Origin of the sequence: Ruegeria halocynthiae, assembly GCF_900106805.1 — a bacterium.
Classification (GTDB): Bacteria; Pseudomonadota; Alphaproteobacteria; order Rhodobacterales; family Rhodobacteraceae; genus Ruegeria; species Ruegeria halocynthiae.
The window spans coordinates 86,926-110,046 of the sequence record NZ_FNNP01000001.1 but is presented as its reverse complement, the minus strand read 5'-3'; the positions used below and the strand labels follow the sequence as shown (position 1 = coordinate 110,046).

The following is a 23,121-nucleotide window of genomic DNA, read 5'->3' as shown; positions in this document are numbered from 1 at the left end:
CGATTGATCTAACCCGGCGGGGGTTACGAATGTCTTTATGACATCTTCATTGTGCGGCCTGACGGTAGGCCAGTGGCAGGCTGACGCGAAACGCAGCGCCCCCCTGGCCCGGCAAATAGGCAACCTCGCCACCGAGGCGCTGCATGATCTCGCGGCAGATCGCCAGCCCCAGCCCGGCCCCGCCCGCCTTGTCCGATCCGACCCGAGCGAATTTCTCGAACACCATCGATTGCGCCTCGGGCGGGATGCCACCACCATTGTCGATGAAATCAATCACCACCTGCCCGCCGACATCATGGGCGGAAATCGTCAGCGCGGGGTCATCCGCATCGCAGTATTTCTGGGCATTCGAGATCAGGTTGATGAACACCTGCCCCAGCCGGTCCAGATCGGTATGCAGAGGAATGCGTTCGCTGGCACGGACCCGCCGCACGCTGAGCTTGCGGTCCCCGCCCGCCAGCGCGCTTGAAACTGCGCGATCCAGCACCTCGGTCAGGGTCGCGTCACCCATGTTCAGACTAACCTGCCCGCTTTCCAAAACGCTCAGGTCCAACAGATCGTCCAGCAGCCGCGTCAGACGAAGCGCTTCGTCGTGAATGATCGCGGAATAGCGGGTCTGCTCATCCGCGCTCAGACCTTCAGTATCCCGCAGGATTTCCGAGAATGCCCGGATCGAGGTCATAGGCGTGCGCAACTCGTGGCTGACCTGACTGAGAAACGCGTCTTTCTGCATCGAGACCTGTGTCAGCTTTGCATTCGCTTCGCGCAACTGGCGCGCGGTGCGGCTGAGCTCGGTCGATTTCACCTCGAGCTGGCTGGAATATTCCAGCATCTGCGCGGATTCGTCGGCCACGGCCAGCAGATCCTCGACCGAGACAGACGCCCCGCCCACGATCTGGCCGATCATCGCATGGGCAGTCGCGGCACCGACCGAGCCGCTGAGTTCGCGTTCCAGCCGTTCCAGAAACTGCGGTGTGGGCTCGGGCAGACGTCCGGGGCGGCCATTCTGGCGCTCGGCTTCGGCCTGAAAGAATTCCTGCGCGGGAATGGTGCCCAGAATTCGCTGGGTCATGATCATCAGGTCTTCGCTTTGCGCCACCGAACCGGTCCAGCCACGCGCCGAGACCGAATGGTCAAAGACATTGACAAATTGCGCGCCTTGCAGGCGTTCCAGCGGGCTTGGGAAGCTGAGCATCGAGACCACGCAGAAGGCGACTGTGTTCAAAGACAGCGACCACATGACCGTGTGCACCATCGGGTCGATCCCTTCGATCCCAAACAGCGCCTGCGGGCGTAGCCACCCCCAGCCGAAGGGGCCGTGTTCGATCACCGAGGCGGGGATAATGCCGCCCTCCATTCCGGGGAGTAGCAAGGTGTAAATCCAAAGGACAAACCCCACGCTGAGCCCCACCAGCGCCCCTGTGCGCGTGGCACCGCGCCAGAACAGGCCGCCGACAAGCGCGGGCAGAATTTGGGAAATCCCGGCAAAAGCCACCAGCCCGATCGAGGTCAGAGCGGCGCCACCGCCCGAGAGCTGAAAGTAGAAATACCCCAGCGCCATGATCACCGCGATCGAGACTCGCCGTGCCATCAGAACGATGGTTCGGACATCACCGGATACCGACGCGGTGCCCTCCTGCGTGTTCAGCCAGATCGGCATGACCACATGGTTCGACACCATGGTCGACAGCGCCATGGCCGTGACGATCACCATCGACGTGGCAGACGAGAATCCGCCGATGAACGACAGCATCGCAAGCCAGTCATTGCCCTGTGACAGCGGAACCGTCAGCACGAACAGGTCGGGGTTCGACCCTTCGGGCATCAGATCCAGACCGACCACCGCAATGGGCACCACAAACAGGCTCATGAGCAGAAGATAGAGTGGGAAGGCCCAGGCAGCGGTGCGCAGGTGGCTTTCGTCATCATTCTCGACCACCATGACCTGAAACATCCGGGGTAGGCAGACAAAAGCCGCTGCCGAAAGGAAGATGAAGGTGGTCCAGCGCCCAGCATCCACGTGCCACTGCCCGATCTCGGAGGCGTCGATCTGGTCCATCATCGGCCCCAGACCACCCGCGACGCCCCAGACGACAAAGACGCCAACGGCCAGAAGGGCGAAGAGTTTCACCACAGATTCCAATGCAATAGCGGTGACAACACCGTGGTGGCGTTCATTGGCATCCAGATTGCGCGTGCCGAAGAGGATTGCAAAAACAGCCAATCCTGCAGCCACCCAGAACACGCTGGAGCCTTCGCGGTAGAGACCAGTCGGGTCAGCCTCGGCAAAGATCGAAAAGGACAGGGTGATCGACTGCAATTGCAGCGCGATATAGGGCGTGCCGCCCAGCACGGCCAAAATAGTCACGCAAACTGCCAGCGTGTTGGACTTGCCATAGCGCGACGAAATCAGGTCAGCGATTGACGTCACCCGCTGGCTGCGCCCGATGCGCACCAATTTGCGCAGGCCCCACCACCAGCTGACCATGACCAGCGTTGGGCCCAGATAGATGGTCACGAATTCCAACCCAGAACGCGCGGCGTTGCCGACGGCGCCATAGAAGGTCCAGGCGGTGCAATAGATCGACAGCGACAGGGTGTAGATCAGGGGTGAACGCAGCCACTTACCACCTCCGCGTGCTGCGAGACGATCAGCCGCAAAGGCGACCCCGAACAACAGCACCACATAGCCCAGACAGACCAGTATCAGGACGTTTAGCGTCGCCATGTCTCGGCCTCGGGTTCGGCGTTCTCGCGCGCGGCCATGCGTCGAGCAGCAATGCCAAAGATCACACTGATCAGGATCAGAACGCCCCAGCAGGCAAAGATGTAGAATATGGCTGAGGATAGCGGCAGCGCTTGGGCCCCTTCGCTTTCATCTGGCCACAGAAGCGGCAAAGCAAGCATCGCTGCGCCCAGAAAAGGCAGCAGCCGCGCTGCATCTGCAAGTCTGCGGCGACGGTAGCTTTGCCGTTCCAAGAATAGCGAGGGCCGAACCGGCGACGGCCGGTCTTTGCCTTCGCCCGGAGAGCTCATGACTGCGATGCCTGCGCGTGCAGGTCGCGCACCGCTGTCAGAACCTCGGTGTTTGAAAAGGGTTTGGTCATGAAACGGCTGACGCCGGCCTGTTCGGCCATCTCGCGGTCGCGGGATTGCCCGCGCGCGGTCAGCATTAGAACCGGCAGTGCCTTCATCTCATCATGTTCGCGCAGATCACGCAGCACATCCATCCCGCTTTTGCCCGGCAGCATCACATCCAGAATCACCAGATCGGGCCGGGCGGACAGAATTACCTGTACTGCATCCGTACCCTCGGCATGGGTATCCACCTGCCACCCTTCGCGCGTCAGCAGAAAACGGATCGCCTCGGTGATATTGGGCTCATCCTCGATCAACAGAACCTTACGGCTCATATTTGCATGTCCTCCCCATGACCGGTTGCGCGTTCGGCCACCCGTCCGGCCCAGCTTAAGCGCTGCGTCACGAAACTGTCAAAACCCTTCGCTCAGGATCGATGGTTCCCGCCGTGCGCTGCAATCGCGTTTTGGACATATGCGGCAACTGGCCCCGGCCTGCGCCGTATTCTCCGCTGGTCGCACCATGCCGTCGACCGGCGCCACCAGCATGGTCGACCGGTATACCGGTTCGGCCCCGAAGGCCTTTACCGGTTGCGGGGTCGCGATGGCGAAACATTCGAATTCGGCCGCTGTTCGGCCAAGTTGAACGATACGCTGGCGGATCGGCACCAATGGCCGGTTCAACGCCGTAAATAGTGGCCAGAGTGGACAGGCCTCACCATGGCGCGGCAGGGCAAACCCCGGCGCAGGTTTGTAAAACAGAACACTACCTGAGGCGTCGCAGATCACCAGCCCCGCCGGGCGCGCCAGCGTTCCCTCGGGCAGAAAGGCCAGCCGACGCAGTACCGTGGCCAGATCCACCGAAAAGGCTGCGGCCAGCGCCAGCGGGTCGGGGTCGGCCGCGTCAAGCGCGGCGCGCACCTGATCCAGCGGCATGGCCTGCGCGTCGGCAGCATAGAGGTCCAGCAACCCCAAGGCGACGGTTCTGGCAGCTGCGGAATCGAGCCCATCCAGCGGGGTTTCAGTCGCCGGATCACCAGATTCGAGTGCGGGGAAATGAAATCCCTGATTGGCAAAAAACGCCTCAACCGCGTCCAGAGGAATACCGCGCAGATCGCGCCGTCCGTCACTGTCATCCAGATAGGTCACCAGCGCCTTAGAGCTTTCCGCCAACCGTTCGGCATCCTGATGCAAGTTGCGATGGAAGCGGTCGCGCCATTCGGCTTCGATCTCTCCTGGTTCGGCCAGAATTGCGGCGGTCGAGCGGATGGCGGCGGCGGTTGACAGCACCTCGTGCATCGAGGCCGCCAAGTGCGGGTCATGGGTCAACCGGTCGGAAATGATTTCGACGGTGCGTTCCAAGGACACGACGCGGCGGTGCATCTGAGCCAGAACCCCGGACCAGCCGGGAAAGCGGCCGGCGAATTCCTCGAGCCCGTCCACCTCGGCCTTTTGACCCACCGCATCGGCCGCGGCCTCGCGCAGGGCCGAGATGAGCGTTTCTTCAATCCCCTGCGTCAGCAGCGACGGTTCTACCGACAAGGCACTTGCGATGTCGACCAGAAGCTTGCCGCCGATGCGCCGCCTATTGTGTTCGATCAGGTTCAGATACGAGGCCGAAATCCCCACCTGCCGCGCCAGTTCAGCCTGACGCAGCCCAGAGATTTGCCGCCTTTCGCGTATCCGGCTGCCGGTCAGGGTGTCGCGCATTGCGTCGGTATCCTTGGCTACTGCGACTGGATTTGCAGATTAACTGTGTATTTATTATCTGTTGCTGACAGGTTTTCAAAGAAGATTTACAACCTTAACAAACCCTGCCGCAAGAAACCCTTGCTTTCCAGCCCTGCGCCCTTCTCTTTCGGCACAATACCCGTCACCATAGGTATATGAGCGATCCCGCCTTCGAATACGCACCCATCGGGCTTGTCGAGCTTGAAAATCGGATTATCCGCCGCTGCAATCTGCAATTTGCACGCACTTTCGGCGGTGATGAGATTGATTACCGCAACATGCCCCTGCTGCATCTTTACCCATCAGTCGCCGATTGGGAGCGGATCGGTGCGCGCAGTCTGCAGGTGATGCGCGATACCGGGTGCTATACCGACGAACGGGTCATGCGGAGGCGCGACGGAGACCTTTTCTGGTGCCGCGCACGCGGTCGGTCGCTAACACCCGACGACCCGTTTCGTCACGGTATCTGGAGCTTTTCGGACATTTCGGAAGAACGCCCGCTTGTCGAATTGACCCCGCGCGAGCGCGAAGTGGCCATTCTGTCCTGCCGGGGCCTGTCCGCGAAAGAGATTGGCGCTGAACTAGGGCTGAGTTACCGCACGATCGAGGCCTATCGCGCCCGCCTGCTGGAGAAATACGGCGCCCGAAAGTTGCCCGAACTGGTGGCGAAACTATCGGGAACACCTCTTTAATCGCAACGGCACTCGAAATTAACGCAAAAACCCCCATTTAACAGGCTCAGTCGGCGCTTTTCATGACCGACCGCATAGCTTATAACCCTGCGTAATCAGACCAAGCCCGCAGGGAACAGACGGGCCAAAGGGGAACCTTCGAGGACACTCATGACAGATACCAAACACGAAGCGGATGTCGCGTTTATCAAGGCACTGGCTGAACTGCTGCGCGAAAATGACCTGACCGAACTGGAAGTCATGCGCGAATACGGCGACGACGACAGTCTGAATATCCGCGTGAGCCGTATGTCGCAGGCGGTTGCGGCACCGGTTCAGGTTGCCGTTCCTGCGGCGGCACCGATGGCAGCGCCTGCGGCAACCGTTGCCGAATCCCCCGCTGCGCAGGACGATCCGGCCAGCCATCCCGGCGCCGTGACCTCGCCCATGGTTGGCACCGTTTATATGCAGCCCGAACCGGGCGCGCCCTCATTCATCTCGGTCGGTGCATCGGTGTCCGAAGGCGATACGCTGCTGATCGTCGAAGCGATGAAGACCATGAACCACATCCACGCGCCCAAATCGGGCACCATCAAGCGCATTCTGGTGGGCGATGGTGACGCTGTTGAATTCGGCACGCCTCTGGTCATTGTTGAGTAAGGCGGGCCCATGTTCGACAAAATCCTGATTGCCAACCGAGGCGAGATCGCCCTGCGCGTGATCCGCGCCGCGCGCGAGATGGGCGTCAAGACGGTTGCTGTCCACTCCACCGCTGACAGCGACGCCATGCATGTACGCATGGCCGACGAATCGGTCTGCATCGGCCCTCCGCCCAGCCCGCAAAGCTATCTGTCTGTCCCCGCGATCATATCGGCCTGTGAAATCACCGGCGCGCAGGCAATCCATCCGGGCTATGGCTTTCTGTCCGAGAATGCCGAGTTCGTGCAGATTGTCGAAGATCACGGTATCACATTCATCGGCCCCACCGCCGAACATATCCGCGTGATGGGTGACAAGATCACTGCCAAGGACACGATGAAGGAACTGGGTGTTCCTTGCGTCCCCGGATCTGATGGCGGTGTTCCCACTCTGGCCGACGCCAAGCGTATCGGTGAGGAATTTGGCTATCCCGTCATCATCAAAGCCACCGCTGGCGGTGGCGGTCGCGGCATGAAGGTTGCAATGAGCGCTGACGAGATGGAAAGCGCCTTCATGACTGCGCGCGCCGAGGGCAAAGCTGCCTTTGGCAATGACGAGGTCTATATTGAGAAATATCTGACCACGCCGCGCCATATCGAGATTCAGGTCTTTGGCGATGGTAAGGGCAAAGCGGTGCATCTGGGCGAACGCGACTGTTCCCTGCAGCGCCGACACCAGAAGGTATTTGAAGAGGCTCCCGGTCCCTGCATCACCCCGGAAGAACGCGCCAGAATCGGTAAGGTCTGCGCCGACGCGGTGGCCAAGATCAACTATATCGGTGCAGGCACGATCGAGTTCCTGTATGAAAACGGCGAGTTCTATTTCATCGAAATGAACACCCGCCTGCAGGTGGAACACCCGGTGACCGAGGCCATCTTCGGTGTCGATCTGGTGCGCGAACAAATCCTTGTCGCTGCTGGTGAGCCGATGTCGTTCGGTCAGGACGATCTGGTTATCAACGGTCACGCCATCGAGGTTCGGATCAACGCGGAAAAGCTGCCCAATTTCTCGCCCTGCCCGGGCAAGATCTCGGCCTATCACGCGCCAGGTGGTCTGGGTGTTCGGATGGATTCGGCGCTCTATGATGGGTACTCGATCCCGCCTTATTATGACTCGCTGATCGGCAAGCTGATTGTGCAGGGCCGCGACCGGGATGAGGCGCTGGCGCGTTTGAACCGCGCGCTGGGTGAGTTGATCGTCGACGGCATCGATACCACTGTGCCGCTATTCCACGCGCTGCTGCAGGAACCTGACCTGCATAGCGGTGAATACAACATCCACTGGCTGGAGCACTGGCTTGCGGAGAACATGGCCCAATAAGAACACGGGATCGGAGGGCTGCGGCCTTCCGGTTCCGGGGCACCCGGCATGAGCCTTTCCCCTGAACTTTTGCTACACGGTTACTCCATCGGGATTTTCCCGATGGCCGAACACCGCGACGACCCGGAACTGTTCTGGGTCGATCCAAAGTTTCGCGGCGTGTTCCCGCTGGATGAGTTCCACATCTCACGCAGTCTGGCGCGGCGCATCCGGACCTGCGGATTCACCGTCACCATCAACAGCGACTTTGCGGGCGTCGTGGATGGTTGCGCCGACCGCGCAGATACCTGGATCAACCCCGAACTGCGCCGCCTGTATCAGCAGTTGCACGGGATCGACCGTGCGCACTCACTTGAAGTCTGGGATGGTGCCTCACTGATCGGTGGTGTCTATGGCGTGGTTCTGGGTGCCGCGTTTTTTGGCGAAAGCATGTTCTCTCGTCGAACGGATGCATCGAAGATCGCGCTTGCTTATCTCGTCGATCGATTGCGCCAAACTGGATTTACCCTGTTTGACACGCAGTTCCTGACAGCGCATCTGGCCTCACTGGGGGCCGTTGAAGTCCCGCGGGCGGTCTATCATGGCGCGTTGAAACAAGCACTTGAGGTCGATGCGGATTTCACTGCCGATCTGCAGCAGACCCCTCAGGGGGTTATACAGCGGATCACCCAGACGTCGTAACGCGCGTGGTCCAATGCATTCAGTGCCGGCGAGGTTGCAATCATCCAGCCATCAAACAGCTGCTGCGCCTTGCCCTGTTCCCAGATGGTCAGATAGGCGAAGGCATCACCTGTCGGGTTCTCGGCCGGATACCGGCAGTCGCCCATAGCGACATCGAGGCCAAACACCGTTGCGGTTTGACCGTTCTGCACCTCGATATCCACAGTCTGCCCATTGACCTTATCGAGCCCGCGCAACATGGCGCCGGGGCCGGACACGACCTTCTGCTGCGCTGATACTCCGGTCGCGGTGACCAGCAGCGCCACAAGAGCCGCGCGGATCATTCGCTGCCGTCCCCGGCCACAAACTTGACCAGCAACGAGATCAGGCTGACCGCACCCTGCGTATCCTCGATTTGATCCCCCGCCTCGAAGTAGAATGGCGAACCGCCGGGCATCAGTTCTACAAAGTTGCCGCCCAGCAGCCCTTCGGACGAGATCACGGCAGCACTGTCATCCGGGATAAGGATCCCATCTGCCACCGAGAACTGGGTATCCGCGCGATAGGTGTCAGAGTTCAGGGTGACATTCGTCACGGCCCCGATCTTGACGCCCGCCAGTCGTACATCAGTGCCGACGCCGACACCTTCCAACGAGCGGAAAGACGCGCCGAGTTCATATCCAGCACTGGATTGCGACAGGCCGGTGGACTGGCTTGCATAAACGCCAAACGCAATGGCGCAGGCCAGTACGGCCCCGCCGACAATGACTTCGGTCTTGGTGTGAGCAGACATCTATTCTTCGCCTATTCCGGGCTCCACGCCTCGTAATCTGTGCGTTCGACCGGATCGGCGCGACGCAGAGATCCCGCTGGTGCGTAGGCGAGCGCGGTTCCTGTCAGGTTTTCCTGATGTGGTTTTTCCCAAGACTTGTGGGCCAGGGGTTTATCGGTTGGAGGCTCGTCCCATGTACGGTGCAGCCAGCCATGCCAATCCGGATCGATCCGGCTGGCCTCGGCCTCGCCATTGAAAATCACCCAACGCTTGCTGTCGTCGGCAGTGCGGTAGAATACGTTGCCTTCGTCGTCTTCACCGACCTTGACGCCCTTGCGCGCGGTGAAAATCTGCGTGTTCAGGGTAGCTCCGTTCCACCAGGTTACGGCCCGCAAAAGACTGTTCAGGATTCCCATCGGCTGCCTCCGGCATTTCTATCCCCGCAGATATGGACCAAAGGCACGCCAAGGTCCAGTACTGCCGGCGCTGCCTGCGTCATTCCGGCAGAATAGCGGTAACTTCGATTTCGATCCGGTACTTCGGATCGATCAATCCGCATTCGATCATCGTCGCGGCAGGTGGATTGGCGCCAAAGGTCTCGGCCAGAACTGGCCAGCAGGGGTCGAATTCGGCGCGATCCGGCAGCATGTATGTGACGCGGACAACATCCGAGAACGATACACCCGCCTCGGCCAGCGCGTTCTCGATAATCGACAGTGCTGAACGGCATTGATCGACAACCGTTGCGCCCTGCCCGACGGTCCCTGCAACATGTACCCAGCCCCCGGCCACAACCGCGCGGCAGTAACCCACCTTGGCTTCGAATTCTCCACCTGACGAAATACGTTTTATTGTCATCGAGTCCTCAAACAAAAACGGCGCGGACAATGCCGCGCCGTGTGTGCATCAAACAATGCGGCTTACCCGGCCGAAGCCGATTCCGCCGCGTCCGCATATATGATCAGCGGCTGAGAATCCGAAAGCACGGCCTCTTCGTTGACCACAACTTCGGTCACATTCTTCATACCCGGCAGTTCGAACATCGTATCCAGCAGGATGTCTTCCAGAATCGAACGCAGCCCGCGTGCACCGGTCTTACGTTCGATGGCTTTCTTGGCGATCGCTTTCAGCGCATCCTCGGTAAAGGCAAGCTCAGCATCTTCCAGTTCGAACAGGCGCTGATACTGCTTGACCAAAGCGTTCTTGGGGCTGGTCAGAATGGTGACCAGCGCGTCTTCGTCCAAATCTTCGAGCGTTGCCAGAACCGGCAGGCGGCCAACAAACTCTGGGATCAGGCCGAATTTCAGAAGATCTTCTGGTTCCAGTTCCTGAAATATCTCGCCGACGCCACGCTCGTCATTACCCCGCACATCAGCCCCAAAGCCCATCGCCGAGCCCTTGCCGCGCTGTGCGATAATCTTGTCGAGACCTGCGAATGCGCCGCCACAGATGAACAGAATGTTGGTCGTATCGACCTGCAGGAATTCCTGCTGCGGATGCTTGCGCCCACCTTGCGGCGGAACGCTGGCCACAGTGCCTTCCATCAGCTTCAGCAGAGCCTGCTGCACACCCTCACCCGATACATCGCGCGTGATCGAGGGGTTTTCAGACTTACGCGTAATCTTGTCGACCTCATCAATATAGACGATGCCGCGCTGCGCACGCTCGACATTGTATTCACTGGACTGCAGCAGCTTGAGGATGATGTTTTCCACATCCTCGCCCACGTAACCGGCTTCGGTCAGCGTGGTCGCATCCGCCATCGTGAACGGCACATCAAGAATTCGCGCCAGCGTTTGCGCCAACAAGGTCTTGCCGCAACCGGTGGGGCCGATCAGCAGGATGTTGGACTTCGCCAGCTCAATATCACTGCCCGCTTTCTGGGCGTGGTTCAAACGCTTGTAGTGGTTGTGCACCGCAACTGACAGGACCCGCTTGGCGGTGGCCTGGCCGATCACGTAATCGTCCAAAACCTCGCAGATATCCTTGGGTGTTGGCACCCCATCCGAGGATTTCAGACCGCTGGCCTTGGTCTCTTCACGGATGATGTCCATGCAGAGTTCGACACATTCGTCGCAGATGAACACGGTCGGGCCTGCGATCAGCTTACGCACCTCATGCTGGCTTTTGCCGCAAAAGCTGCAGTAGAGCGTGTTCTTGCCGTCACCGCCTGAATTCGTCGCCATGCTTTACCCCTCGGGCTCCGTCTCAGCGGCCCCTCTTAGGACCGCGCTTGCCGTATATGCCTGCAGCTTAGGCCAGCACCCTGGCAGCTACAATCTCAAAATCGATCCCCACGCCTGACGCGCGAGGATTTGAACCTAGGCCTCGTCGCCATCCATCTTGGCGCGGTTCTCGACGATCTCGTCGATGTGACCCCATTCCTTGGCTTCTTCCGGGCTCATGAAATTGTCACGATCCAGCGCCTTTTCAACCGCTTTTTTGGTCTGTCCGGTATGACGTACATAGATGTCATACAGGCGATCCTTGAGTTTTTGCGTCTCGGCCGCATGAATCATGATGTCGCTGGCCTGACCCTGATACCCGCCGCTGGGCTGGTGAACCATGATCCGGCTGTTGGGCAGCGAGAAACGCATCCCCTTCTCGCCTCCGGCCAGCAGAACCGACCCCATCGAGGCCGCCTGACCGATCACCAATGTGGAACATTTCGGCTTGATATACTGCATTGTATCGTAAATCGACAAACCGCTGGTGACCACGCCACCCGGCGAGTTGATGTAGATCGAGATTTCCTTGTTCGGATTGTCCGCCTCAAGGTGCAGCAACTGGGCCACAACCAGATGGCTCATCCCGTCGTGGATCGGGCCGTTGATGAAAATGATCCGCTCTTTCAGAAGGCGCGAGAAAATATCATATGCGCGCTCGCCCCGGCTGGTCTGCTCGACGACCATGGGGACGAGAGTGTTCATATATGTATCAACTGGATCGAACATTCGGAACCTGCCTGTTTTGCAATGGATCGGGACATTACCCGAAGAGTAGTTACCCGAGTCTTAGTGCCGCCACTGGGGGGCTGCAAGGGGGGCCGCGCGATCCTGTACTTTCAAACGACCCGCGCCGGTCGATTGTGTCCTCTGAGGCGGTGCGAAAATCAGATTGCGCGGTTCATGGCCGTCGCATCACGCTATTTTGATCCATGCATATGGAAATACATGCATGAAAATTGTACGAAGGGCTCCCGCTTCAAGATGGCTTCAGGCTAATTCGGGATTCGGCGACAGTAACGAGGGTGTAAGATCATGGCTTTTCCGCAAATGACCGGGGATATGTCTCCTGGCGAACTTGACCGAATGGTCGAAAACGCAACACGGGCCTCGAACTTCCTCAAGGCCATCAGCCACGAAGGGCGCCTGATGATCCTGTGTCACCTCGTCTCTGGCGAGAAATCCGTGACCGAGCTGGAGCGGTTGCTGTCGGCGCGCCAGGCCGCCGTATCGCAGCAACTGTCGCGCCTCAGGCTTGAAGGGTTGGTTGTTCCCCGCCGCGAGGGCAAAGCGATCTACTACAGGCTGGCCGATGATCGGCCCGCCCGAATACTGGAAGTTGTTTACGAACTTTTCTGCGCCCAGGACCAAAGCTGATTGTTACCTTCGATCCTGAATACATGGGTCGCGCAAAACCTGTAGCTCTGCCCTGTGAAAGCTGCTAGTCAATTTGAAACAAGTACTTATGGAGCAAACGATGATCCGCACAATTCTGATTGGCCTGGCCCTGTTCACTCTGACCGCCTGCGAAACTGCAAAGGGCGCCGGCAAAGACATCGAAAACGCAGGCGACGCCATCCAGGGTGCTGCTGAGGACGTTCAGGAAAATATCTGAATGTAACGGGATATTGCGGCTGCGCAGCGCCCACCCGCAATATATAGTTGCCTCATGCACCCGGCACGCGTAATGTTGACGTACAGGTGCATAGACGCGGCATTGCATTTCTGACACTTAGACGGGGTTCTTTTGCGCAAGCGAAAGAACCCCGTTCTGGTCCGGAGGGTGGTGCGTGGTAGCCTGTATGAGCCTAGTGTTCTCAAAAGGAAAAGGCGTCAGGTGCTCAGACGCGGTCTTTGCATGCATCCTTGCGGACACTCCTGACGCCTTGCCGGTCCGATCCGCCCGAGGGACGTTTCAATCCAGTTGCCCGGCCCCCGAAGGAACCGGACGACTGCCACACGCGCTATGTCGCGTCGCAGCCCGCTCAGACCTTCTGAGAGGTTGATCATCTGCCTCGGACCGAAGCCCAAGCCACCTGATCCACCACCGGTAAGCCATTGCAACCAAGTACAAATCCTAAAATCTGCCTTCGTCGCCGCGACCCCCTTGGCCTTTGCGTACCGCCCCTGTTCCTAAGAACCGAAGCAGTGAAAGAACTTTTGCATCAGCGCCCTCATCCGGCAAGAAAATAGCACTGCAGCATGAAAATTTGACGGGGATAAGCTGTTGATATCCACCGGGAGAGCAATGTGGATAACCCGAGTTTTCGCGGCATCCCGCAGGCTTGAAAGAAGAAAAGTTCAAACCTCGATCGCAGGCTGAAATCCGCCCGGTTTCTGCACCCGCAAAGGCCGCGCACGCTGTGTTAGGGGTGCATTGTCCGGATCGTATGACACTCGGACCCGAGATCTTACGAATCGCATAACCGGAGATTCGCTGATGCGCTGTTCCATTTCCCAGGCCCGCGATCGCTTGGGTGAGCTGGTCACCCTCTCGCAAGACCCCCGTCAGGTGATCGTGCTGACCCGCTATGGCAAACCGCTGGCCGCGCTGGTTTCGATGGCCGAGGCAGAACGGATCTGGGATCTGCACAATGACGATCAGATCGGACGCAAACACCCGCTCAGCGGGCTGCGCGGGTGGTGGTCGAAGGGACAGGGCATTCCCGGAATGGAACCTGGGCCGGACGGCACCTATGGCACCGCGCGCGACGCCGCGCTGAAGGTCCGCGAGATCCAGATGACCCGTGCCGAGGAACGCCGCATCCTGAAACGCGGGGGTCTGGACCCTGTCGCGGGCGGTGAGATCGCCGCCCGGCCCGTCGCCTCCGTTTGGAGACGATTATTCATGAGAAGCGCTCCGACCCGAGCGGGGTAACCTACTACTCCTTGCCGCAGTCACAAATTCAGCGACAATCGTACCCCCTTAACATCCCTGCCCGGGCCGGAGACGCTTCAGTTCACCTGACGTTCCAGAACGGTGCTATAGGTCGTTCCGTTCCGCAGGCTACGGAAATCGGCAAATATCTTGCCGTCCTCGTACCGCGCATCGATCAACGCATTCGCGCCGATCACCAGCGGGGATGTCTCAACAATGCCAATCGAACCTGATCCATCGCGGCTGATGGCTCCGGTGACCTCGTATTCGTTCCATTCGGTATCACCCTCGCGGCGCCATTTGCTGGGGCCCCAGAAAACATTGTCTTCCTGCATCTGGACGTCGAGCATCCATTCGGCCTGATTAAAGCGGGGCTGATCACCCTTGTAGAAATGGCTGGGCTGCACGGTCGTATAGGTCCCCAACCATGTGCCGCGCAGGTCCGGCGTATCGGCCATTGCGGCGGTCCCGAGGGTGAGGCCGGTGGCCAGAGCGGCTGCGCCGGCAGTCATGTATCTGGTCATTGGAATATCCTCCCGTATGCGACCCTTTAGAGTTCAAAAACGAACATCGTTGCTGTGGGATAAGAGATTGGGAGGAGGTGCGCGGCTTACAAGTTACCTAAGGGAAAGTTCACAATCGCTTAATGTTCGCCTTACGCCCAGGCAAGCGCGGTGCCGAGGATGACGAGGCCAATGCCAGCCGCCTCGCGATACGAGAAGTTCTCGCCGAATAGAAAGAACGAGGCGATGGCGATCAGAACAACCTCGGCCCCCAGAATGCCGGTATAGATGATGCCCAGCCGTTCGTCGCGCAGCGCGGCGAGTTCCAGCGTCGCCCCGGCCAGCAGGGTCGCGACGATCAGCAGGCCAAGGCCCACGCCGGGGAGCTTCCACCAGAACTTCATCGCGATCATGGCCACAGAATAGAGACCCGCCGACCCGAGGGCGATAAGGGGGATCATGGATGTGGACATCTGCGCCTCCTGCCGAGGGTTCCGTTGGGTCAAGTGTAGCAGGAGGGTGCGGTTGGGGCTGTGAGGTGGGTCACAGTGGGATGACGGGTTAAAAACCCATCCTACGTAGGGTGGGTTTTCAACCCACCATTCCATCCCCGTAGGGCGGGCTTCAGCCCGCCACCAAACCCACCCGATCCACGCGCGTTGAGTTTGGATCAGGTGAATGGCGGGCTGAAGCCCGCCCTACAGTTGTTCAACAGAACTAAGGGCAGCGCCGGCCCGAGGGGAGGCGCAAACGCGCCGCCCCATGGGGGCGGGTCGGCGGTGCCGCCGGGCGCGTGGAATAATAAAGCTTGGCACCCAATTGCTCAACTACTAGAAGGGCCTGTTCACGACCTCAGTCTAAACCAATCGCGAACCGTTAGTTCCAGACGTTCCTTTTCGTCTTCAGCCAAAGGACAACAATGAGCAATTGGGTTACGCAACATATTAAGCTGGTTCATGATCCTTGAAACCGCACTTTTTGAAGAAAGCGATGCACCAAACAAATCAAAGTTGGATGTAATCAGCTGCCCAAGTTGACCAAAAGTCAGATAATCCAGAGCATTTTCTGATCTTGGCGTGATCCCACTATCTTCATCCTTCTTCTTGAGATTTGAAACCTCGGTTCTGAAACCTTCAGGAACTCTTCCTGAGTTCCACCACATTGCGCCTTCAGATTCTGAAAGAGTGTTTTCCACCAACTGACGAATAGAAACTTCCAGACAATAAAATATCTCGTAGTACTGAGACATTTCTGAGGACTGGTGGCGAACCTCAGCTTCAAATTGGTCGTATCCCGCGAGCTTACGTTTTTTTTCTGACCGTTTTCGAGGAAGAACTTCTACATCAAAGGTCTCTTCAACTTCTTCGACTTCTGACACTGCTTGAACACCGCTCACTCCGAACGCACGGAGGAGAATGTCAATTTCCGCTTTCTTAACCATCTTCAGTCAAAAGGTGTTCTTTAAGGGACTTAAAAATCGCATTAAAAACAGCGATATCACTGGTGGCCGGCAGATTTAGATTGATCGTATAGCCTATGTTTAAACCAACCGTTTCTGATCTCTGTTTGTTTTGCGGTTCTGGCAAACTTTCTCTTATCTGATCTCTTACGGATTCAACTGAATTACCGTCATCACCAGCAAGCTGATCCACCGCTTCCTGGGCAGAAAAGTCAGCAAACTCTTTCATGTTGTTGAACGTCGAAAGTGTTAAAGTTACGTTTCTCGCGTCAGCCGCACTTCCTGTTATTTCAACAATATGTCCTTTCAGTTCTTCGTCTGACAACAGGTTGGCAAATTCGTTCCTACGAAAGATCTCCGAATATGCACTCCGCATCGCTTCAGCAACGGCTGCACCCGATGTTTGTTGGTTTCGAAACTTCCTGTAGATTTCAGTGGGCAATCCATCACTTGAAGCGAAACCTATGCGCTTCAGAAACGTCGTCATGTTGTCGCCGCTGCCGCCGCGAATACCTAATACGGTTTTGACAAAATCACCGGATACTTTGGGAGGCGTCGCCGCTGATTGAATCGCGTTGAACGCTTTTGCAAGCCCCCCTGGGGAAGTGAGGTAAGGAAGTGTAGCCAAAGCAAAGGTCTCCAATCAATTTTGGACAACCTTACTAATACGCTCCACTTATGCAAGAAGCCTCAACTATCCATCTTCAACGCCGAGATGAATGCCTCCTGCGGGATATCGACCTTCCCGAACTGACGCATCTTCTTTTTCCCCGCCTTCTGCTTGTCCAGCAATTTGCGTTTCCGCGTGGCGTCGCCTCCGTAGCATTTTGCAGTCACGTCCTTGCGCAGCGCCGAGAGGGTCTCGCGCGCGATGACCTTGCCTCCGATGGCGGCCTGGATCGGGATTTTGAACATGTGGCGCGGGATTAGGTCCTTGAGCTTTTCGCACATCGCCCGGCCCCGCATCTCGGCCCGGTCGCGGTGAACCATGGTCGACAGCGCATCAACCGGCTCGTCATTCACCAGCACCGACATCTTGACCAGCGCGTCCTCGGTATAGCCGGTCATCTGATAATCAAACGAGGCATAGCCCTTGGTCACCGATTTCAGGCGGTCGTAGAAGTCAAAGACGACCTCGTTCAGCGGCAGGTCATAGACGACCATGGCGCGGCTGCCCGCATAGGTCAGGTCCATCTGGATGCCACGGCGGTCCTGGCACAGTTTCAGCACGTCGCCGAGGAATTCATCCGGCACCAGAATGGTCGCCTTGATGCGCGGCTCCTCAATATGGTCGACCTTGGACGGGTCGGGCATGTCGGCGGGGTTGTGCAGCTCGATCATCTCGCCGTCTTTCATATAGACGTGATAGATCACCGACGGCGCGGTGGTGATGAGCTCGATATCATATTCGCGTTCGATGCGGTCGCGGATGACCTCAAGGTGCAAAAGCCCGAGGAAGCCGCAGCGGAAGCCAAAGCCCAGCGCTGCGGATGTTTCCATTTCAAAGCTGAAGCTGGCGTCGTTCAGGGCCAGTTTGTCGATCGCATCGCGCAGGTCTTCGAATTCGGAACTGTCGACAGGGAAGAAGCCACAGAACACCACCGGCTGCGCGGGCTTGAAGCCGTCCAGCGCGATTTCGGTGCCGTTGCGGTCATTGGTGATGGTATCACCGACACGGGTGTCGCGGACCTGTTTGATCGAGGCCGTCAGAAAGCCGATCTCACCGGGGCCAAGGCTGTCCACCATCTCCATCTCGGGGCGGAATACACCAACGCGGTCAACATGGTGCAGGGTGTTGTTCGACATGAACTTGACCCGCATCCCCTTTTTCAGCGTGCCGTCCATGATGCGGACCAGAACGATGACGCCGAGATAGGCGTCGTACCATGAATCCACCAGCATCGCCTTGAGCGGCGCGTCGAGGGTACCTTGGGGCGCGGGCAGATGGGTGACGATGGATTCCAGCGTCTCGTGAATGCCCTGCCCGGTCTTGGCGCTGACCTGAATCGCCTCAGACGCGTCGATGCCGATCACATCCTCGATCTGTTCGGCCACGCGGTCACAATCGGACGCGGGCAGGTCGATCTTGTTCAGCACGGGCACGATGTCATGATCGGCGTCGATGGCCTGATACACATTCGCCAGCGTCTGGGCCTCGACCCCTTGGGTCGAGTCCACAACCAGCAGTGAGCCTTCGACCGCGCGCATCGACCGGCTGACCTCATAGGCAAAGTCCACGTGGCCGGGGGTGTCGATCAGGTTCAGCACATATGCCTCACCATTATCGGCGGTATAGTCGATGCGGACAGTGTTGGCCTTGATGGTGATGCCGCGTTCCCGCTCGATATCCATGCTGTCGAGCAGCTGTTCCTTCATGTCGCGATCCTTGACTGTCCCGGTCTCTTGGATGAGCCGGTCAGCAAGGGTGGATTTGCCATGGTCGATATGCGCGACGATGGAGAAATTGCGGATGTGAGCGAGGTCTGTCATGGGTTGGGGATATGTAGAGGAATCGTGGGTTGGTCAAGGTGGATTAGATGGATGGAGCAAGCGAGAAAATCGAGAAGTTCGTGAATGAACTTTCACGCCGCAGAGAAACGAAGGTGCACCTCGCCGCTCTCGCGCGCATCATACTTAGAAGCCTTTCCTACCCAGTCCAACTTAATCAGTTTTCGCAACAACAAAGGGAGTTCTATCTCCTTCAGTGCTTTCGCGCCGCTCTATTGGCCAAACAGTACGGCAATCATCGAAGTACAATCACTACTCTAGTGGACAAGCAGGGTACAAAACTCTGGTTGATGGCCGGTAACTTTCAGTTCCACCATAACCTGGGCGTAAACCTAACCAATCTCTCGCGCCCTCGAACCGGCATCGCGATAAGCTTCAGATACGGCCCCGGTCAATCTTATGTCCCTTTCTCCAAAGAAGCAGACGACTGGTATCCTGCGAGCCCCGAAAACACGTTTTACGCTGGGCATAGCCTAGGAGCATCGTTGCAGAAGCAATTCATTGCTGATTTAGACGCTGAACTGGCCAATCTTTCACACAGCGGCAATACGCAAGGCCTGATGTCAAATCCGCTCAGCGACAGAAAAGACAAACGGTCCATAAGATTCCAAAAACTGTTTGGCTTCTTGTTCGACGACGGGCGGAAGGAGTGGAGCTATTGGCGTCCGTGGTATGAAAGCCATCTATTAGGCGACATCGCTGATGCGGAACTCGAAAAACGGATAGCCAATATTCGCGAAGAGATTTGGAATATGGGACCCAAGGCCGTTGCATCCGAAATAGAACGCATTCAATCACGGCGTGACGTCGAAGTCGCACATGCTGACCTCAAAGAAAGTTTGAACACTCGAACCTCTGCCCGCCATGGTATTGGGGGGAACTACCCTCCTGAAAGCATTGACGACAAGCGTTTGTCCGGTGCGACTGCATTAATTTGGGAAGCAGAAGAAGAACTCTCGACCGCATTAGAAGCGGAATATCCAGAGCGTGAGCGGATTGAGGCAATCGTAGCTAAGCTCAAAACCGGACTGGCCAGCTTTCTCAAGTGGTGCGCAAGCAAAGGTGATCTTGCCGTCGATACTTTGATCAAGTGGGGTATTCCTGCGACCGGGGCTGGATATGCTGCCAAGTATCCAGAGAAAATTGAGGCTTTGATTGAAGCAATAGAGCGGTGGCTACCGTTTCTATCGTAGCCAGTGCCGGGCTGAAGCCCGGCCTACGGGGTGGGATGTTTCCGACTCGTGTATTCACTTTTTCGAACCACCCAATTGATCCCGAATCCAGTTTGATTCATACTGCCGCGCAGACCGAGAGGGGCAACAGACCCGTCCGGGCAGGCAAAAAACGAGGCTCGAGTATGAAACAGTTCCTCCTTATCGCATTTTGTGCGGCATCGCTGACGGCGGTGGCTCCGGTTGCGGACGCGGCGCAGATCAAACGGGCGTGTATGGCGTCGGACCGGTCGGCGGCGACGCGGGATCGGTGCAGTTGCATTCAACGGGTGGCCAATCAGGCGCTGACGCGCAGCGATCAGAAGACCGTGGCCAAATGGTTCACTGACCCCCATCAGGCGCAGGAGTTGAAGATGTCGCAGACTTCGCGCGATGATGCGCTGTGGGATCGGTATCAGAACTTTGGCCAGATGGCGCAGGCGATCTGTAGCTAACCCCTGTCAATCCTTGACCTGATGCACGCTGCGCCCCAGAAAGGCGCAGCGAAAGGTATGTTGCATGGTAATGAAAGGGCTGACCCTGCGGGGCCTTGAAGTGTTCGAGGCACTGGCACGGACGGGATCGGTGGCGCAGGCCGCCGAGATCACCGGGCTCAGCCAGCCCTCGGTGAGCCAGCAGTTGCGCAATCTGGAAAAGGCTTTGGGCACCGAACTGGTGGATCACGGGCGGCGGCCAATGCGGCTAACGCAGGCCGGGCGCAGCTTTCTGGCGCGGGCCGAGGCGGCGTTGGCCGAGTTGCAGTTGGCACAGAGCGAACTGGCGGTGATGGATCTGGGCCATCTGACCACCCTGTCCATCGGGTTGATCGACGATTTTGACAATGACCTAACGCCCCGGCTGGCCACGTTGCTGGCCGACAGTCTGACCCGGTCGAAGTTCAAGCTGATCACCCTGTCGAGCCTTGATCTGTTCGAAGCGTTGGCGGCACAGCGGCTGCACATGGCCGTCTCAGCCCATACCGGCGAAGTGCTGGAGGGCGTGGTCGAATACCCTCTGGTGCAGGATCCGTTCATTCTGGTTGCGCCCAAAGGGGCCGAACAGCCCATACAGCATCTTCCGTTTCTACGCTATGCGCGCGAGCAGTTGATCAGCCGTCAGATCGAGGGCCACCTGGCCCGGCAGCAATTGGAGTTCGAGGAACGGTTCGAAATCGGCTCCCACCTCGCGTTGATGGCGATGGTTGCGCGGGGTCTCGGATGGGCGATCACCACGCCGCTGGGCTATATGCGCGCAGCGAGGTTCCATGACGGAATGGAGGCGCACCCGGCCCCATTTGGAGAATTCGCGCGTACAATCTCACTTTTTACACGCAACGACTGGTCGGATCAGGTGCCGCAGGAGATTGCAGACATGATCCGCCGGCTGATGCAGAGCCAGATCGTTGATCCAGCGGTCGCGCAGGTGCCGTGGCTAAGTGGGCAGTTGAAGGTGATGGGGTGAATTGAAGCTCTTCGAACTGAGAAAGGTAATTTTGTAAGCTGGATGGCTATTTTATTGATACTCGGCATAGTCTTCGGACTTGCATCGGTACCTTTCATTGTTAAGCGAAAACGCTCTAAATCAGAAGCAAAGTGCAGAGCGCTTCGGAGAAGCACGGGCCTCATGAATTCTGAAATAAGACCTTCACTCCCCCCTGAAGATCGATCAGGGATGTTAGAGTTCTTGGCTTATACAATGAGTAGCCCCGTGCTGTGGGCTTCTCTTGATGATGACATCGCAAGCCTAAGCGCCCAAGCGGACCGGGATAAGTACAGTGTCGAGCAAATTATTGCCGTGCATTTGGCATCAAATTTCTTCGCCTGGCGTGACCTGCAAAACGACGAGAGCATCATCAACGATATCTCGACGCTCGGTGATCTGATTAGAAATATGCTTCACACTATATTGCCAGAGAAATGGAGCTCGGGGCCGGCCAAGACGAGTAAGTTATCTCCGTTGACTGATGACGAAATTCGCTCGCTTTATCAACTCAAGATGTTTGGAAGTCACTTTGAGAGAGAAAGTAAAATATCTGAAAGATCTAAATGGCTCAAAGGGATCGCGATAGTTAAGTCTTTTGCAAATTTGGGGGCTGTTCTAGAGCAAAGAAAAGCATCGATCGGGGTTAAAGCAAAAGCGTCTTCGGACTGGCTCCAACGGGTCGGAGGAAGCAATTCCGCACAGCACCTTTTAGCGAACGGATGGCTGCCTTTCCTCAGATCATTAGAACACCCTGATATCAAGCTCTGGAATGATATTGCAACCGAATTCGAAGAATATGTGAGCGACCGCTTAGAAGCAGCTTTCTGGATTTTGGAACAACCGGAATGCGATCGTTTAACCGCGTGGCACTTTATAGTTGGAATGATCTCTTGGGAAGTTCTGGACTGGGAACTGAAGATGCAAAAGGAGCGAGGAGAAACAACGCTCCGAGATGCGTTCGAAGCGGTATTGCAAAGATGGAATACCGGATTTTATCAATACCACTCGCTCTCGTATCCGCAGAAAGAGGAGGATGAAGGTCATCACGGCTTTGCTAGCAACACCATTTTAAATCTCCTCACTGCCTTGGAGCAAAAGCTGGACCTTCCTCCATTTACACGCCCGAGCCACTTAGATCGGGATTTAAGCCGACCGACCGACGATCTTTCCAGGTCGGTCTCGGTTGGGCTTTCTTATTATCATCAAGAAGGGCTATGTCTTCAGCGCGGTTATGACTGGCATATCCCCGCTTGGCATCCAGCATACACGGTTGAGAAGTAGATCCTTGAACCACTTTAACACTTTGTATTCGCTCAACGGTGCCGCCCACAGCCCAAATGAGTCCGCATTATTTTGAACCTAATTGTAAACATATGCGGTTGTGCCAGACTAAGGCGCTTAACCCCGCTAAGGTCGTTGATCCTTGTTCAATTTCTGAATTTGAGTGAATTTGGTTATTGAACTTATGTGCGAAGACGCGCCTCAAGCCCCTTCACCGATTCTTCAATTAAGTCCAGCGCTCCGTCGAAATCACGGGTGTAGTACGGGTCTGGGACGTGATCGGCCCCGGTATGGGGTGCGAAATCGGTCAGCAGACGAACCGGGGTCTCTGCTCCATCGGGGCGCAGGTTTTCGATATTAGTGATATTCTCGGCATCCATCCCAATAATCAGATCAAACCGGTCAAAATCCTCGGCCACAAACTGGCGCGCCCGCAGGTCGCTGAGGTCGATGTCGCGGGCGCGGGCGGCCTTTTGCATCGGGCCATAGGGCGGGTCTCCGATATGCCAGCCCGAGGTTCCGGCGCTGTCGGTTGTGTGATGCGGCGCGCGGGCGCGAAAGGCGCCCTCGGCAGCTGGCGAACGGCAGATATTGCCCAGGCAGACGAAAAGGATACGGTGTGTCATGGGAACGGGTGTAGCGCG

General features: G+C 57.5%; 27 protein-coding genes. 11 read left to right on the top strand and 16 right to left on the bottom strand.

All coding sequences use genetic code 11. The annotated features are described in order from the left end of the window. Positions 1–46 precede the first annotated feature (46 nt). From BLU89_RS00565 to BLU89_RS00550, 4 genes are all read right to left on the bottom strand, one after another. Complete coding sequence (locus BLU89_RS00565) at positions 47–2,728, bottom strand: ATP-binding protein (RefSeq protein WP_074733602.1); 2,682 nt, start codon at positions 2,726–2,728, stop codon at positions 47–49. Next, positions 2,716–3,036 carry a hypothetical protein gene (locus BLU89_RS00560; protein WP_074733601.1) on the bottom strand — a complete coding sequence of 107 codons (321 nt, stop codon included), beginning with the start codon at positions 3,034–3,036 and terminating at the stop codon, positions 2,716–2,718. Before BLU89_RS00560 ends, BLU89_RS00565 begins: the two co-directional genes overlap by 13 nt. Next, positions 3,033–3,413, bottom strand: coding sequence for a response regulator transcription factor (locus tag BLU89_RS00555; protein WP_074733599.1), 381 nt, complete (start codon positions 3,411–3,413; stop codon positions 3,033–3,035). The genes BLU89_RS00560 and BLU89_RS00555 overlap by 4 nt, the downstream gene beginning before the upstream one ends. A gap of 78 nt (positions 3,414–3,491) precedes the next feature. After that, positions 3,492–4,787 carry a helix-turn-helix domain-containing protein gene (locus tag BLU89_RS00550; protein ID WP_074733597.1) on the bottom strand — a complete coding sequence of 432 codons (1,296 nt, stop codon included), beginning with the start codon at positions 4,785–4,787 and terminating at the stop codon, positions 3,492–3,494. A 176-nt stretch (positions 4,788–4,963) separates the two neighbouring features. Between BLU89_RS00550 and BLU89_RS00545 the strand changes: the two genes are divergently transcribed. From BLU89_RS00545 to aat, 4 genes are all read left to right on the top strand, one after another. Further along, positions 4,964–5,500 carry a helix-turn-helix domain-containing protein gene (locus BLU89_RS00545; protein ID WP_074733596.1) on the top strand — a complete coding sequence of 179 codons (537 nt, stop codon included), beginning with the start codon at positions 4,964–4,966 and terminating at the stop codon, positions 5,498–5,500. A 150-nt stretch (positions 5,501–5,650) separates the two neighbouring features. Beyond that, entirely contained in the window at positions 5,651–6,139 is a 489-nt protein-coding gene (gene accB / locus BLU89_RS00540) for an acetyl-CoA carboxylase biotin carboxyl carrier protein (RefSeq protein WP_074733594.1), read from the top strand. 9 nt (positions 6,140–6,148) lie between these two features. Next, a complete protein-coding gene (gene accC, locus BLU89_RS00535) occupies positions 6,149–7,498 on the top strand; it encodes an acetyl-CoA carboxylase biotin carboxylase subunit (protein ID WP_074733593.1) in 1,350 nt (449 codons plus the stop codon). A 48-nt stretch (positions 7,499–7,546) separates the two neighbouring features. Then, positions 7,547–8,179, top strand: a complete 633-nt coding sequence (gene aat / locus BLU89_RS00530; protein ID WP_074733591.1) for a leucyl/phenylalanyl-tRNA--protein transferase — start codon at positions 7,547–7,549, stop codon at positions 8,177–8,179. Here the strand turns inward: aat and BLU89_RS00525 are convergent. The 6 genes from BLU89_RS00525 to BLU89_RS00500 form a co-directional block, all read right to left on the bottom strand. Next, entirely contained in the window at positions 8,143–8,502 is a 360-nt protein-coding gene (locus BLU89_RS00525; RefSeq protein ID WP_074733590.1) for a DUF2155 domain-containing protein, read from the bottom strand. The genes aat and BLU89_RS00525 overlap by 37 nt on opposite strands. Further along, entirely contained in the window at positions 8,499–8,951 is a 453-nt protein-coding gene (gene mlaD / locus BLU89_RS00520) for an outer membrane lipid asymmetry maintenance protein MlaD (RefSeq protein ID WP_074733588.1), read from the bottom strand. Before mlaD ends, BLU89_RS00525 begins: the two co-directional genes overlap by 4 nt. Before the next feature lie 11 nt (positions 8,952–8,962). Continuing rightward, complete coding sequence (locus BLU89_RS00515; RefSeq protein ID WP_074733587.1) at positions 8,963–9,346, bottom strand: NADH:ubiquinone oxidoreductase subunit NDUFA12; 384 nt, start codon at positions 9,344–9,346, stop codon at positions 8,963–8,965. A gap of 79 nt (positions 9,347–9,425) precedes the next feature. After that, entirely contained in the window at positions 9,426–9,788 is a 363-nt protein-coding gene (locus BLU89_RS00510; protein ID WP_074733585.1) for a RidA family protein, read from the bottom strand. Between the two features lie 62 nt (positions 9,789–9,850). Continuing rightward, positions 9,851–11,116: an ATP-dependent Clp protease ATP-binding subunit ClpX gene (gene clpX, locus BLU89_RS00505; protein WP_074733583.1), complete on the bottom strand. Its 1,266-nt coding sequence runs from the start codon at positions 11,114–11,116 to the stop codon at positions 9,851–9,853. Between the two features lie 135 nt (positions 11,117–11,251). After that, the gene (locus BLU89_RS00500) at positions 11,252–11,884 is read right to left on the bottom strand and encodes an ATP-dependent Clp protease proteolytic subunit (protein WP_074733582.1); all 633 of its coding nucleotides are present in this window, start codon (positions 11,882–11,884) and stop codon (positions 11,252–11,254) included. Between the two features lie 306 nt (positions 11,885–12,190). Between BLU89_RS00500 and BLU89_RS00495 the strand changes: the two genes are divergently transcribed. The 3 genes from BLU89_RS00495 to BLU89_RS00485 all read left to right on the top strand — a co-directional run bounded on the left by BLU89_RS00495 (position 12,191) and on the right by BLU89_RS00485 (position 14,033). Beyond that, positions 12,191–12,532: an ArsR/SmtB family transcription factor gene (locus BLU89_RS00495; RefSeq protein WP_074733580.1), complete on the top strand. Its 342-nt coding sequence runs from the start codon at positions 12,191–12,193 to the stop codon at positions 12,530–12,532. A 100-nt stretch (positions 12,533–12,632) separates the two neighbouring features. Continuing rightward, positions 12,633–12,770, top strand: a complete 138-nt coding sequence (locus BLU89_RS00490) for an entericidin A/B family lipoprotein (RefSeq protein ID WP_074736250.1) — start codon at positions 12,633–12,635, stop codon at positions 12,768–12,770. Between the two features lie 825 nt (positions 12,771–13,595). After that, a complete protein-coding gene (locus tag BLU89_RS00485) occupies positions 13,596–14,033 on the top strand; it encodes a type II toxin-antitoxin system Phd/YefM family antitoxin (protein WP_074733579.1) in 438 nt (145 codons plus the stop codon). 77 nt (positions 14,034–14,110) lie between these two features. Here the strand turns inward: BLU89_RS00485 and BLU89_RS00480 are convergent, their stop codons facing one another. From BLU89_RS00480 to lepA, 5 genes are all read right to left on the bottom strand, one after another. Further along, entirely contained in the window at positions 14,111–14,557 is a 447-nt protein-coding gene (locus BLU89_RS00480; RefSeq protein WP_074733577.1) for a hypothetical protein, read from the bottom strand. A 131-nt stretch (positions 14,558–14,688) separates the two neighbouring features. Beyond that, complete coding sequence (locus BLU89_RS00475; RefSeq protein WP_074733576.1) at positions 14,689–15,009, bottom strand: hypothetical protein; 321 nt, start codon at positions 15,007–15,009, stop codon at positions 14,689–14,691. A 371-nt stretch (positions 15,010–15,380) separates the two neighbouring features. Next, positions 15,381–15,977: a Swt1 family HEPN domain-containing protein gene (locus BLU89_RS00470; RefSeq protein ID WP_074733574.1), complete on the bottom strand. Its 597-nt coding sequence runs from the start codon at positions 15,975–15,977 to the stop codon at positions 15,381–15,383. Beyond that, positions 15,970–16,623, bottom strand: a complete 654-nt coding sequence (locus BLU89_RS00465) for a DUF5343 domain-containing protein (protein ID WP_074736248.1) — start codon at positions 16,621–16,623, stop codon at positions 15,970–15,972. The genes BLU89_RS00470 and BLU89_RS00465 overlap by 8 nt, the downstream gene beginning before the upstream one ends. Before the next feature lie 62 nt (positions 16,624–16,685). Then, positions 16,686–18,485 (bottom strand): translation elongation factor 4, encoded by a 1,800-nt coding sequence (lepA, locus tag BLU89_RS00460; protein WP_074733573.1) that lies wholly within the window; start codon positions 18,483–18,485, stop codon positions 16,686–16,688. 47 nt (positions 18,486–18,532) lie between these two features. On the opposite strand from lepA, the gene BLU89_RS00455 reads away from it, so the two are divergent. From BLU89_RS00455 to BLU89_RS00440, 4 genes are all read left to right on the top strand, one after another. Beyond that, entirely contained in the window at positions 18,533–19,696 is a 1,164-nt protein-coding gene (locus tag BLU89_RS00455; RefSeq protein ID WP_074733571.1) for a hypothetical protein, read from the top strand. Positions 19,697–19,860: 164 nt separating this feature from the next. Continuing rightward, the gene (locus BLU89_RS00450; protein WP_074733570.1) at positions 19,861–20,169 is read left to right on the top strand and encodes a hypothetical protein; all 309 of its coding nucleotides are present in this window, start codon (positions 19,861–19,863) and stop codon (positions 20,167–20,169) included. A gap of 64 nt (positions 20,170–20,233) precedes the next feature. Next, positions 20,234–21,175: a LysR family transcriptional regulator gene (locus BLU89_RS00445; protein WP_074733568.1), complete on the top strand. Its 942-nt coding sequence runs from the start codon at positions 20,234–20,236 to the stop codon at positions 21,173–21,175. 162 nt (positions 21,176–21,337) lie between these two features. Continuing rightward, on the top strand, positions 21,338–22,477 hold the full coding sequence (locus BLU89_RS00440) for a hypothetical protein (protein ID WP_143030498.1): 1,140 nt from the start codon (positions 21,338–21,340) through the stop codon (positions 22,475–22,477). A 182-nt stretch (positions 22,478–22,659) separates the two neighbouring features. Here BLU89_RS00440 and BLU89_RS00435 read toward each other — a convergent pair whose 3' ends face one another. After that, positions 22,660–23,103: a low molecular weight protein-tyrosine-phosphatase gene (locus BLU89_RS00435; protein WP_074733565.1), complete on the bottom strand. Its 444-nt coding sequence runs from the start codon at positions 23,101–23,103 to the stop codon at positions 22,660–22,662. Between the last annotated feature and the right edge of the window lie 18 nt (positions 23,104–23,121).